The 11,911-nt window shown below is 73.7% G+C and carries 13 protein-coding genes; 6 read left to right on the top strand and 7 right to left on the bottom strand.

Going from position 1 to position 11,911, the window contains the following annotated elements:
* Nucleotides 1-25: 25 nt before the first annotated feature.
* Together HC362_RS18390 and HC362_RS18395 are read right to left on the bottom strand one after the other, a co-directional pair.
* Nucleotides 26-2,713: a helicase-associated domain-containing protein gene (locus HC362_RS18390; RefSeq protein WP_243085014.1), complete on the bottom strand. Its 2,688-nt coding sequence runs from the start codon at nucleotides 2,711-2,713 to the stop codon at nucleotides 26-28.
* A gap of 147 nt (nucleotides 2,714-2,860) precedes the next feature.
* Entirely contained in the window at nucleotides 2,861-3,553 is a 693-nt protein-coding gene (locus HC362_RS18395) for a GntR family transcriptional regulator (protein WP_243085015.1), read from the bottom strand.
* A gap of 129 nt (nucleotides 3,554-3,682) precedes the next feature.
* Here HC362_RS18395 and HC362_RS18400 point away from each other — a divergent pair, with 129 nt between their 5' ends.
* The 3 genes from HC362_RS18400 to HC362_RS18410 all read left to right on the top strand — a co-directional run bounded on the left by HC362_RS18400 (nucleotide 3,683) and on the right by HC362_RS18410 (nucleotide 6,367).
* Nucleotides 3,683-4,216: a YbhB/YbcL family Raf kinase inhibitor-like protein gene (locus HC362_RS18400; RefSeq protein WP_243085016.1), complete on the top strand. Its 534-nt coding sequence runs from the start codon at nucleotides 3,683-3,685 to the stop codon at nucleotides 4,214-4,216.
* Between the two features lie 33 nt (nucleotides 4,217-4,249).
* Nucleotides 4,250-5,146, top strand: a complete 897-nt coding sequence (locus HC362_RS18405; protein ID WP_243085017.1) for a hypothetical protein — start codon at nucleotides 4,250-4,252, stop codon at nucleotides 5,144-5,146.
* A 93-nt stretch (nucleotides 5,147-5,239) separates the two neighbouring features.
* On the top strand, nucleotides 5,240-6,367 hold the full coding sequence (locus HC362_RS18410; protein ID WP_243085018.1) for a hypothetical protein: 1,128 nt from the start codon (nucleotides 5,240-5,242) through the stop codon (nucleotides 6,365-6,367).
* Between the two features lie 10 nt (nucleotides 6,368-6,377).
* On the opposite strand, the gene HC362_RS18415 is transcribed toward HC362_RS18410, so the two are convergent.
* On the bottom strand, nucleotides 6,378-6,920 hold the full coding sequence (locus HC362_RS18415) for a hypothetical protein (RefSeq protein WP_243085019.1): 543 nt from the start codon (nucleotides 6,918-6,920) through the stop codon (nucleotides 6,378-6,380).
* 318 nt (nucleotides 6,921-7,238) lie between these two features.
* Here HC362_RS18415 and HC362_RS18420 point away from each other — a divergent pair, with 318 nt between their 5' ends.
* Together HC362_RS18420 and HC362_RS18425 are read left to right on the top strand one after the other, a co-directional pair.
* Nucleotides 7,239-7,820, top strand: coding sequence for a hypothetical protein (locus HC362_RS18420; RefSeq protein WP_243085020.1), 582 nt, complete (start codon nucleotides 7,239-7,241; stop codon nucleotides 7,818-7,820).
* Nucleotides 7,821-7,872: 52 nt separating this feature from the next.
* The gene (locus tag HC362_RS18425) at nucleotides 7,873-8,589 is read left to right on the top strand and encodes an HAD family hydrolase (RefSeq protein ID WP_279240119.1); all 717 of its coding nucleotides are present in this window, start codon (nucleotides 7,873-7,875) and stop codon (nucleotides 8,587-8,589) included.
* 42 nt (nucleotides 8,590-8,631) lie between these two features.
* Here HC362_RS18425 and HC362_RS18430 read toward each other — a convergent pair whose 3' ends face one another.
* Nucleotides 8,632-8,862 (bottom strand): hypothetical protein, encoded by a 231-nt coding sequence (locus HC362_RS18430; RefSeq protein ID WP_243085021.1) that lies wholly within the window; start codon nucleotides 8,860-8,862, stop codon nucleotides 8,632-8,634.
* A gap of 297 nt (nucleotides 8,863-9,159) precedes the next feature.
* Here HC362_RS18430 and HC362_RS34915 point away from each other — a divergent pair, with 297 nt between their 5' ends.
* Nucleotides 9,160-9,543: a cold-shock protein gene (locus tag HC362_RS34915; RefSeq protein ID WP_099882193.1), complete on the top strand. Its 384-nt coding sequence runs from the start codon at nucleotides 9,160-9,162 to the stop codon at nucleotides 9,541-9,543.
* A gap of 154 nt (nucleotides 9,544-9,697) precedes the next feature.
* On the opposite strand, the gene HC362_RS18440 is transcribed toward HC362_RS34915, so the two are convergent.
* From HC362_RS18440 to HC362_RS18450, 3 genes are read right to left on the bottom strand one after another with little or no spacing between them, the layout of a single operon-like run.
* Nucleotides 9,698-10,579, bottom strand: coding sequence for a 1,4-dihydroxy-6-naphthoate synthase (locus tag HC362_RS18440; protein ID WP_243085023.1), 882 nt, complete (start codon nucleotides 10,577-10,579; stop codon nucleotides 9,698-9,700).
* Nucleotides 10,576-11,265, bottom strand: a complete 690-nt coding sequence (locus HC362_RS18445) for a futalosine hydrolase (protein ID WP_243085024.1) — start codon at nucleotides 11,263-11,265, stop codon at nucleotides 10,576-10,578. Before HC362_RS18445 ends, HC362_RS18440 begins: the two co-directional genes overlap by 4 nt.
* 36 nt (nucleotides 11,266-11,301) lie before the next feature.
* On the bottom strand, nucleotides 11,302-11,844 hold the full coding sequence (locus tag HC362_RS18450; protein ID WP_243085026.1) for a DUF2771 domain-containing protein: 543 nt from the start codon (nucleotides 11,842-11,844) through the stop codon (nucleotides 11,302-11,304).
* Nucleotides 11,845-11,911 lie beyond the last annotated feature (67 nt).

Raw genomic sequence — 11,911 nt, forward strand, 5'->3', positions numbered from 1 at the left:
TCGTCCGCCCCCTCCCCGGGGCCGCTCAGTCCTCCGAGACCTCGGCCACGCCCGTGATGCGGTGCAGGGGGTAGGTGCGGACCTCTTCCGCTGTGTGGTCGTAGGCGGTGACGAAGCCGCCCTCCACCTTGACGGGGGCGATCACGCGCTGGGAGGCGGCGCCGTCGGCGTTGACGTAGCCGATCCACACCGGGGCGCCGGAGAGGGTGGCGGACTGCATCGTGGCGAGGGTCTCGGCCATGACCGTGCGCGGGAGGCCGCCCTGGGGCGGCGGTGCCGTGGGGGGCTTGGGTTTGTGGGGGACGACGGCGGCGTGGTCGCCGGCGCGGATCGCGCGGACGGCGGCCGTCAGCAGGGCGGCGTCCGGGGCGGGCGGCCCCTCCGGCACCGGCTCGGGCGCGGTGCGCGGCGGTGTGCGGTGCGCGTCGGGGCGGGTCAGCAGTACGTCTCCCTCGGCGGACTCGGCAGCGGGCGCGTGTCCCATCTCCCGCAGCCGGGCCAGCAGCTGGTCGGGCGGCGCCGCAGAGGCCAGCACCGTGGGGGCGAGCTTGCGCAGTCGCAGCGGTGCCGAGCGGCGGTCGGCGAGGATCTCGGCGAGCAGCGCGTCGTCGTCGCAGCGTACGTAGGAGGAGGCGGCGCCCACCCGTACCTGCCCGTGCCTGCGCGCCACGTCGTCGATCAGGTACGTCAGCGGCTGCGGCACCGGCGTGCTGGAGTGCGCGGCGAGGAAGGCGTGCAGGTCGGCGGCGGTACGGCCGGTGTCAAGGGCGCGGCGTACGGAGCCGGGCGTGAAGCGGTAGACGGTCGCGCCGCCCTTGGACTCCACGTCGGCCAGTACGGCGAGGAAGGCGGCCAGGTCGCGTTGCAGGGGGCCGGGGGCCACGGCGGTGAGGTCGGCCTGGAGCAGCACCTCGGAGAGGGGTTCGGGGAGGTGCGGGGCCAGCGCTTCGGCGACGGCGGCGACGGCGGCATCGGCGTCGGTGTCGGCCGCGGCGGCGGCATCGGCCGTGCGGGGATCGGGCGAAGTGGCGGATTCCCCGGCGCCCGCTTCGAGGAGGGGCCGCACGAAGGAGGCGAGCGCGCCTCTGCCGGTGAAGCCCAGCGTCTCCGCCTCGTCCAGCGCCCAGTCGAGGAGCCGGGCCCGCAGCCCCCGGCCCCCGCCGGTCTCGCCCTGACCCGCCGCCGCTGTACGGGCCGCCGCCCGGTTGCCCAGCAGCGGCCGCTCCCAGCGCAGCCGCTCGCGCAGGGTGTCGCGGTCGGGCGCGGATCCGGGCGGCAGTGCGGCCAGGAGGCCGAGGGCGCGCTGCCGCACCTCGGGGGCCGGGCTGCGGTCGAGTCCGGGCCCCAGCGGCGCCAGGCCGCGGCCCCGCCCGTCCTGTTCGCCCACCAGTCCGGCCGTACGGGTCGCCCCGAACCAGGCCACGGCCAGCTTCGCCCACCGCTCGGCCGGTGCGGCACGCAGCCACTCGTCGTATGCGGGGGTCGGTGCGTACGCCTCGTCCACCTCGCCGTCGGAGGCCACCAAGCCCGCGACGTAGGCGAGTTCGATCCAGTAGGCGGCGGCGGGCTCCGGCAGGTCCAGCGCTACGGCGGTCCGCTTGAGGTCGCGTACGCCCAGCCCGCCCGCACGCAGCACCGGTGGCGGCTCCGTCTCCCAGTGGCTCAGCAGCTCTTCGACGGTCGCCACCGCCGTCATCGCCTGCCCGGCCGCCGTGGCGTCGACCGTCCCGGCCGGGTGCGTCCGGGCGACGGCGACCGGCGGGGCGCTCGGCTCCAGCATCCGGTGCGCGCGGCCGCCACGCAGGTGCAGAGCGACCTCGCGGGGCAGTACGACGCTGCCGGGCGCGCCGGGGCCACCCGGAGTGTCGCCGCCGGTGGGGACCAGCAGCGCACGGTCCAGCAGCCACGCCACCTGCGGCGAGGGTGCCTCCAGACCGACGGTGCCGTAGGGCGGCCCCCACTCCAGCTTCCGCAGCACCGCCTCGGCACCCTCCGGCGCCTCCGCGAGCAGCGCCGCCATCCGCTCGGGGTCGTTGAACAGGGACGTCAGCGCGGACAGCGCACTGACCGGGTCGTGGGTGCCGGGCAGCCCCACCCGGGCCAGCGTCTCCTGCAACTGCGAGGGCGAGGGCTTGGCCGGCCCGGCCGCCGCCACCGCCTCCACAAGGGTGGGGCCCAGGCCGGTGGGCGAGGGCGAGGTGAGCAGCTCACGCGCAGTACGCACCAGCCGCGGCTGCTCCTCAGGGCCCCACACCAGGGCACGCGCGCGCAGCTCGGCGAGCGCCCGCGGCAGCCGCTCGGCGGCCTCCTCGTCGGGCAGCAGCCCGCTGAGGGCTTCCCTGCCGGCCGGAGCGCTCTCCTGCGGCCCGGCGCCGGAGGCGGGCGGGGCGCCGGGTGCGACGGCCAGCGCCTCGGCGGTCTGGAGCGTGAACTGGTCCAGATGCTCCAGCGCCCGTACGACGGACGCGCGGGTCCCCGCACGGGTGGCGAGCTGGGTGAGGTCGCCGGGAACGGGGGAGAGGAGGTCGGCGCGCGCCCGCAGCAGCGCGGCGAGCGCGCTGTCGTCCCGGGCGCGGAGGTCCTCCGCGAGAGTGCGGGGGCCGGACCCGGAACCCGGCCTGGACCCGGAACCCGGCCCGGACCCGGGCCCGGGCCCGGGCCGCTGGGCGGCGTCCGGCTGAGAGGGAGAGCCCCCGTTCTGCTCACTGCTCATCCACCCAACGGTAGCGGGCGCCCGGCCCGCACCACCGGCTGCGATGCGTACCCGGCCCTCCTCCGCCACCCTCCCCGGGGTGCCGTTGACGCGCTGATGCGGGCTGGACGTGTGTTCCCAACCCGACGTCGCTGTGGTGGCGCGAGCCTAGGTGGGCTGTCCTGAATCGCCGGTCAGTCCAGCCGCGGTCAAGGTGAGGTGCTGGACCAGGACCGCTGCTGCGGCGTCGGCGTCGCGGGCCAGCGCCGCCTCCTCCAGTCTGCGGTGTTCCTCGGCGCCGTCCCGGTCGGGGTTGCGGTGCGCCGACCAACGGCGGGCCAGCTCACTCGCGGTCCACAACCGGTCGAAGGTCTCCAGCAGCGCGCGATTGCCGCACCCCTCCAGCAACGTGCGGTGGAAGGCCCGGTGAGCCTCGGCCCAAGCGCTGGTGTAGTACTCGCCCTCCGCCGGCTCGTACGCCCGGGTCCGCACCAGACGATGGTGGGCGGCCCGCACGCGGGCCTCCCAGTCGACGTCCCCGCGCTCGATGGACATGCGCAGGAGGACCGGTTCGACGGTCCGGCGGGCCTCCGCGATCTCCTGCCAACGGCGGTCGGAGAAGGACGGGACCGCGAAACCGCGGTTGGGCAGCCGGTCGGCGAGCCCTTCGCCGACCGCCCGCAGGAGTGCCTCGCGCACCACGGCCAGGCTCACGCCCTGCTCCTCGGCAAGAGCCTGCGGTTTGAGGGGGGCACCGGGGCGGTGGTCCCCGCGCATGATCGCGTCCCGCAGGTGTGCGTAGACCTGCTCGGAAAGCATCTGCTTCCCCGGCGGGGCAGAGGAGGGCACCGTCTGACTCATGAGGTCATCGTAGACGATCCTCAGATAATCGATTTTCTGTGTTACGGTCGATTCAGCGGCCGGTCCGTGGCCGCTCAGGTCGCTTCAGTGGGCGCTCAGGTCGCCCTCGTCCGGAAAGGAACGACCGCTGTGTCTTCCAACGACCCCTTCGCCCGCCTCCCCCAGGCGGCCTCGTTCACCGTCACCAGCACCACCGTCATCGACGGCGCCGCGTGGCCACCCGAGCAGCACTCCTCCGGCGTGCCCGGCGGGAAGGACATATCCCCGCAGCTGTCCTGGAGCGGCGCCCCGGACGGCACCAAGAGCTATGCCGTCACCGTCTACGACCCCGACGCCCCCACCGGGTCCGGGTTCTGGCATTGGGCGGTCGCCGACATCCCCGCCACCGTCACCGAGCTCCCCGAGGGCGCCGGCGACGACACCGGCTCGCAACTGCCGGAGGGCGCCTACCAGTTGCCCAACGACACCCGCGTGGCCCGCTACATCGGCGCCGCTCCGCCGGCCGGAGACGGCCCGCACCGTTACTTCGTGGTGGTGCACGCCCTCGACATCCCCGCCACAGGCGTCCCGGCCGACACCACACCGGCCGTCCTCGGCTTCACCATGGCCGGGCACACCCTCGGACGCGCGGTTTTGATCGCCACCGCCGAAACACCCGCCTGACCGCGCCGCCCGACTCCCGGAGACACCACCGCCATGCACCTCGACGGCCTGTCCGATCCCGCCCGCACCGGTGACGGCCCGGTGGACCTCGACGCCGTCCGTGACGTCAGCCGCGCCGTCAGCGCCGCCCACCTGTTCATCTACCTCGCCCCCGAGAGCGCCGCGGAGGCGGCCGGGCTCCGTGTGACCGACCGCGGGCCGGCGTATCTGGCCTTCCGGTCGGCCGCGATGGGCGCGGTCCCTTGGCAGGTCACGCTCGCGGCCTTCTACAACTTCAGCCCGCGGGCAGTGCGGGCCATGGCGGGCGTGTGGGACGCCGCGCCGCCCGAGCGGTGGCAGGCTGCCCGCTTCCGGGCCGCCGGGCGGGCGATGCGGCGCGTCGACGTACATCTCACGGACGACCACCTCGCCGAGGCACGCTCGCTGATCGACCCGGTCGTCGCCGGTGCCGACTACGCCGGCAAGGTGCTCGCTGCCGCGAACGCCTCGGTCGCGCTCCCCTCGGATCCTCTCGTCGCACTCTGGCAGCAGCTCACGGTGGCACGCGAGTGGCGCGGTGACGCCCATCTCGTCGTACTCGCCGCAGGCGGCCTCGGGCCGTGCGACTGCCTCGTTCTGGACACCGCGACCGGCCGCCTGCCGACAGCTCTCGTGCGAGCGACCCGCCAGTGGGACGACGAGGAGTGGGCCGCGGCGACGGCACGCCTCGTCGCGCGCGGCTGGCTCGACTCCCACGGCGTGGTCACCGGCGCCGGCAGAGCGGCACGCGAGCGCATCGAAGTGGAAACGGACGAGCACTGCACAGCGCTGTGGGCGCCGATCGGTACCGCGGGTGCCCGCCGCTTCGCCTCACTCATCGCGCCGATCACCGACGCGTTCACCGCGGCAGGGACGTTCAAGGCCGTTCACGGACTGTCCGAGCCCGCCTAAAGCTCGACCGCCAGGATGGCACTCCCTCGCGGGACCGTTCGCGCGGTACGGTCTTCGCGGAGGCTTGAAGGGCTAGCGGGCTGCGGGGACTTGGTGGGGATCGAGAGCGATCAGCTTGTCTTCGACTATCTGAGCCGGGTCGGGGACCTGGCGCACAGTACGCGGATGACCGCTGCCGAACGCGCCCGGCTCGTCGGCGGCCTGCGCGGCGAGATCGACCGGGCGCGGGCCGCGGAGGGCGGCGCGGTCACCAAGGCCGCCGTGCAGAAGATCCTCGACCGGCTCGGCCGCCCCGAGGAGGTGGTGGCGTCCGCCACCGGCGGGGAGAGCCCCCGCCCCGCTGCCCCCATGCCGTCTTCAGAGGCCCCGACCGCAGGCGGCAGGGGCTCGAAGGGCGCCGACACCCCGCAGGCACCGCGCCCGGCGCGCGACGCCGAACCGGAGCCCGAGCCCGCGGTTCCGACCCTGCCGGCGCAGCGCACCGGCACCGGAACCCCCACCGCCGCCTTCGGCGCCTCGTCCCCGCACCTGGCCGGCCTCGACGAACTGGGGGACGAGGACTCCGACCCCGACTGGTGGCGCGTGGACCCCAGCCCCTTCGGCACCGGCCCCGGCGGCACCAACGCCGTGGCCGCGGGGGAGCCGGTGCCGGGATTCGTGGGCGGCATCGAGCTGCCGGAAGTCCTCAAGCCGCCGCCGAGCGACGAGGGCCGGGCAACTCCGCACGCCCCCGCCGCGCCACAGCCCGCAGGACAGGTACCGGTGGCCCCGGCGTCGGCTCCCCCGGCCGAGTCCCCGCCGACGACCCCGACCGGCCTGGGCGCGGCCGTGCTGCTGCGGCGCCTGCTGCGCGGCAAGGGCGAGCAGGGCAGCGGGCGCGGCGGCGTGGTGGAGTGGGCCGCCGCTGTACTGCTGGTGGCCGGCGCCGTCCTCGGTTCGCTCATCCCACTGGCGGTGGGCTGGCTGGCGGCCTGGTGGTCGCCCAAACTGAGCCGCAACGAGGGCAAGTGGGCGGTCCTGGGCATGCCGGGCGTGGTGCTCGGCGGCACAGCCGTCTGGCTGTGGGGCCGCGCGACCGGCCGGTGGGGGGCTCATCTGGCCCAGGGCGGCGACGCGCTGCGCGAGGCCATGAGCGACGCCTTCCCCGTCGCGCTCCGCGTGGCGGCGACAGCCAGCGCCCTCTACCTGGTCTGGCGGTCCAGAAGACCCTCCCAGGGCTGAGCCCCTCGGGCTACCTCGCGCGCTTGCCGATCAGGCTGGCCATGCCGAAGGTGCCGCCGCCCGCGACGGCGAGGCCGAGGAGCGCGATGCCGCCCTTGAGGCCCTTCCACCAGAACTCGGCCGGGGCGCCCGCCTCGTGCTCCATCATCGCTTCGAAGGCATCGGCGCCGCCCGCGTCGAGCAGCACGAAAACGAAGCCGTTGCAGACGCCCATGAAGACGGCGAGCATGGCCAGCAGGGCCGGGGCGACATACGCACCGGGGTTGGGCCCGCCCATCTTGCCGGCCACCCCGCCCACGGCCAGGGCGAGTCCGAGCGCGAAGACGATGTACAGGACCCGCATGCCGACCTTGGACAGGTCCTCATAGCTGGCGAGGAGCAGCAGGGCGAACGCCGTCGCACCGAAGCCGGAGATGAGCCAGCCGAGCAGGAACGCCTTCGCACCGCTGCCGCGGCGCTGCGGCGGGAAGCCTGGCTGGTACGGGTAGCCCGGCTGCATGGGGGGCGCCGGCGGCATCGGCTGCATGTGCGGCGCGGGCTGCATGGGCTGCATGGGCTGTTGCTGTGGCGGCCAAGGCTGACTCATCGTTCCCCCGTATGTGAAACTTCTGCCGAGATCTGCCGGGATGGGCTGAGATCTGCTGGGACCTGCTGGGACCTGAGCGCCAAAGGTACCCAAGTTCCCAGGGGTGGAAGAACGCCGCAGGCGCGAGAGCCGCGGCCGTTCCGCATCGGTTACTCTGCCGGTTCAGTGCTTCGGGACTGTCATGACCTGGCAACTGCCGTGACATCGAGGCGGCGTTCCAGTACAAGCTTGTACAAGTACAAGCGGTAGCAGCTTCGAGCGCAAGCGCTCTCAACGGGGGATCTCATGCGTATACGTCGGGCCATTGGGGCCGCGAGTCTCGTCCTTGTCGCCACGGCCGGCCTCGCCGGCTGCGCCGACGATCCGAAGGACAAGGCGTTCGGTGGCCTGGGCGATCTGGACGACATGCCGTCGGCGCCGTCCGCGCCGTCGCTGCCCTCGCCGGGCGGTTCCGGCGGCTACAGCGGCGGTTCCGACAGCGGCTCCAGCTCCAGCGGCCTGACCGGCGGCAGTACCGACCGGCCGACGCCGTCCGCGCCGCCCACGTACAACTCCAGCGCGCTCGGTGAGGTCGACGGCGAGCGGTGCCGCTACAGCCGCTCGCTCGGTCAGATCAGCTATGACGTGGAGATCCAGAACGCCTCCAGCGAGCAGGCGTTCAAGTACAACTTCACCGTCACCTTCAAGATCGGCTCCTCGCCCGACTCCTCGATCGCGACCCGCACCATCGGCACCCGCTTCAAGACGGTGACCGTCAGCCCCAGTGGCAGCCGTACGGTCACCGTGGACGTCTCGCACTCCACCAACGAGCGGATGGTCTACTCCTGCCAGGTCACCAGCGCCACCAAGTACCCGGCGACGCCGTAACGGAAGGCCCGCGCCCGGGCGGGCCACCGGGCAAGGTGCTGGTCCGGGCACAATGACCGGCATGGTTTCGCACGCCCATTCCCCGGCCGAGGCGTCGGCGTCGTCCTCCGACCCGGCGTCGGAGTCGTCCCCCACCCCGGCGTCGGCGTCGAGCGGTTCGCCCGGTCCAACCGTCGGCTTCGACCTCGATATGACGCTGATCGACTCCCGCCCCGGTATCCACGCGGCCTGGCGGCGGCTGGCGGAGGAGACGGGCGTGGCCATCGACGCCGACCTGGTCGTGAGCCGGCTCGGCCCGCCGCTGGTCCAGGAGATGGCGTACTGGTTCCCCGAGGAGCAGATCCCGGCGATGGCCGAGCGCTACCGCGCCCTCTACCCCGACTACGCCATCAAACCGTCCCCCGCGCTGCCGGGCGCCCACGAGGCGCTGGAGGCCGTACGAGCGGCGGGCGGGCGCACGCTGGTGGTGACCGCCAAGCACGGGCCGAGCGCGAAGCTGCACCTGGACCACCTCGGACTCGCCCCGGACGTACTGGCGGGTGAGCTGTGGGCGGAGGGCAAGGCGGAGGCGCTGACCGCGCACGGTGCGGCCGTCTACGTCGGGGACCACGTCGGCGATGTCCGGGGCGCGCGGATGGCGGGCGCCGCCTCGGTGGCCGTCGCCACCGGCCCGTGTGACGAGACCGAACTCACCCAGGCGGGCGCCGATGTGGTGCTGCCGGACCTGACGGCGTTCCCCGCCTGGTTCGCCGACTTCACCCGCGGCTAGCGGCCGGCAGTCGCCGGTCGGCGGCTTGCCCCGCGCCGCCTCCTACTGGGCGGCTCGGCGCCGCTGGGCGCGTGCCGTCCGGACGACGCCCGCGGCCGCCAGCAGGAAGCCGAGGCCCATCAGCATGCAGACGAAGTAGGCGGGAGCGGGGAACGGGTCGGTGCCCAGGAACAGCGGTGCCACCGTGACGAGTGTGGCCACCGCGCCGATCAGAAAGACGATCCCGCCGATACGTACGAGAAGATCACCGGCGGACGGAGTTTCAGTGTTCACCCACACAGGGTAGATCCGGGATCGAGTGCTCCCCCAGCGGGCACTCGGGCCGCCCGGAGCACGTCCGGCCGGGAACCACCGACGGCACCCGCCCTCGGTGGCACCTTGCCACGGCGCCCCGGGCCATTAACCTTGGTGGTGGCGGGTCATGCGGCCCGCCCGACTGCTATTCCGGGGGATCGGGGGTCGGGGTTCGGGGATGTCTCGGGGCCTGGCCCGCCCCGGCGCAGCAGAGTCAGCCAGTTTCCAGCAGCCGCAGCCCGGTGTATCCGGACGAGTACGAGGACGAGGACAGACGTGCCTACCGGCAAGGTCAAGTGGTTCAACAGCGAGAAGGGCTTCGGCTTTCTCTCCCGCGACGACGGCGGTGACGTCTTCGTGCACTCGTCGGTGCTCCCGGACGGCGTCGACGCGCTCAAGCCGGGACAGCGTGTGGAGTTCGGCGTCGTCGCCGGACAGCGCGGCGACCAGGCGCTCTCCGTCACGCTGCTGGACCCGGCCCCGTCCGTGGCGGCGGCCCAGCGCCGCAAGCCGGACGAGCTGGCCTCCATCGTGCAGGACCTGACGACACTGCTGGACGGCGTCTCCCAGTCCCTGGAGCGCGGCCGCTACCCGGACAAACAGCACGGCCGCAAGATCGCCGGCATGCTCCGCGCAGTCGCCGACCAACTGGACGTGTAAAGGGGGGCGCCCCGTCAGGGGCGCCCCGCCAGGGGCGCGGGGCCCTGTCTTGTATGCGGCTCCGCCGCGTGGGCGCGCTCAGCCGAGACGCACGGGCACCCGGCCGACCAACGAAGCGCCTACGGCGGGCCCCCGCCGCAGGCGCCGGGCAGGCTCAAGGAAAAGCGAGCGCCTCAGGCCCGAGGGCCGGCACCAAACCCTCATCGGCGGCCCGCTCCAGCAACCCGCGCACGGCCGCATAGCCGTCCGCCTCCAACCCCTCGGTGAACTCGTTCACGTACAGCCCGATGTGCTGCTCGGCCACCGCCGGGTCCATCTCCTGGGCGTGCTCCAGCACGTAGGGCCTGGACACAGACGGGTCCTGCCACGCCATCCGCACGGAAGTGCGAATCGTGTCGGCCAGCGCCCGCAACGTCCCGTCGCCGAGCGCCCGCTTGGCGATGATCGCTCCCAGCGGAATGGGCAGCCCCGTCGTGGCCTCCCAGTGCTCGCCCATGTCGGCGAGCTTGTGCAGCCCGTACTCCTGGTAGGTGAACCGTGCCTCGTGGATGACGAGCCCCGCGTCCACGGCGCCGTCCCGTACGGCGGGCATGATCTCGTGGAAGGGCAGCACCACGACCTCGCCCACCCCACCCGGCACCTCGGCCGCGGCCCACAGCCGGAAGAGCAGATACGCGGTGGAACGCTCGCTCGGCACCGCCACCCGCTTGCCGCTCAGCGACGCGGGGCCGCCCGGCCGAGCGGTGAGCACCAGCGGTCCGCAGCCCCGGCCCAGCGCCCCGCCGCACGGCAGCAGCGCGTACTCCTGGAGCACCCACGGCAGTACGGCGTACGACACCTTCAGTACGTCCAGCTCGCCGCGCTCGGCCATCCCGTTGGTGACGTCGATGTCGGCGAACGTCACTTTCGGCGGAGCCGCGTCGGGCACCCGTCCGTGCGCCCAGGCGTCGAAGACGAAGGTGTCGTTGGGGCAGGGCGAGTAGGCGATGGAGAGCGGCGCTGTTATGGCGTTGGTGTCCATGACGGGAGTCCTCATGACGGGAGTCCTTCTGTGTGCTGCTGGGGGACCAGCTTCCCGAAGGCGGTCGTGAGAGCCGCCAGGGCCTCCGGAATGCGCCAGGCCGCCCGGTCCCTCGGTCCGACGGCGTTGGAGACCGTACGCAGTTCGAGGACGGGCAGCTCGGCGCTGTGCGCCCGCGCCGCCTCCGCGACGCCGAAGCCCTCCATCGCCTCCGCCGCCGCGTCCGGATGGCGCGCCAGCAGCTGTTCGGCGTGCTCCTGGGTGCCGGTGGTCGTCGAGACGCTCAGCACCGGTCCTGTGCGGGCGCCGGTCGCCTCGGCCACCGCCCGTACGAGGTGCGGCGGCGGGGTGTGCTCGGCGTGCCCGAAGCCCAGTTCGGTGACGGAGGCGAAACCCGCCGGGGTCTCGGCGCCCAGGTCGGCGGCGACGATGCGGTCGGCGACGACGGTGTCACCGACGTGGACGCCGCTGGCCGCGAAGCCGCCGCTGATCCCGGTCGCGATCACCAGGTCGTAGGGGCGCGCCTGGTGCGCGGCCGTCACCAGCGCCGTCGCGGTCGCGGCCGCCGCGGCAGCCGGGCCCACGCCGGCGGCGACGACGTCGAGGTGCGGGGCGCGGGTGCGTTCCGCGGCGGCGACGACGGCCTCGCGCTCAGCGGCGACCGCCGCGACCACCAGTACCCGTCGGTACGCCGACAGCACCTCGTCGCCTCCTCTCCGGACGGAAGGCCAGGGAGCCTATTCGCCCGAGGTGTTCTTCAGGGTGATGTGCCAGACGCCGTTGAAGTCGCCGCCGGAGGTCTGCACCACGGTCAGCTGGACGCGCTTCTTCGTCACCGGCGCCTTCCCGGGCTCCCGCTCCTGGAAGAGCTCGTTGCCCGGGAGCGAGTAGTAGGTCTTCTTCAGCCGCTCGGGGAGCACGCCGGACCCGTCCACGAGGACGAGCCACCCGTCGTGCGCCGTCTTCGGGTCGACGCCGATGCGCACCTTCTCGCCCGTGTCGACGGAGATCGTCTCGTCGGGCGCCTTGGCCAGGCACTTGCGCAGCTCGCCCTGGGGGACGGACTTCCCGTTGATGGACGGGATCGCCTTCCCGTCGTCGTAGCAGGCGGCCTCGGTCGACACCGAGTCGTCACCGACGGTCACGGTCACCATGGGGGACGGCTGGTCGCAGGCCGAGAGGGCGACGAGGCCGAGCGAGGCGGCACCGAGCGCTGTGGCGGTGCGCACGCCCCGCCTCGACTGTGACGACATGCGGCCCTGCCGCGCGAGCTTGCTCATGCGGGCAGGCTATCGGGCCCGCACCGCCGTACGACGCGGGGGTACGGCGTGCCGCGTCCGCCGTAGC

The sequence above is a fragment of the Streptomyces sp. 891-h genome, from assembly GCF_022760275.1.
Taxonomy (GTDB): Bacteria; Actinomycetota; Actinomycetes; order Streptomycetales; family Streptomycetaceae; genus Streptomyces; species Streptomyces spirodelae.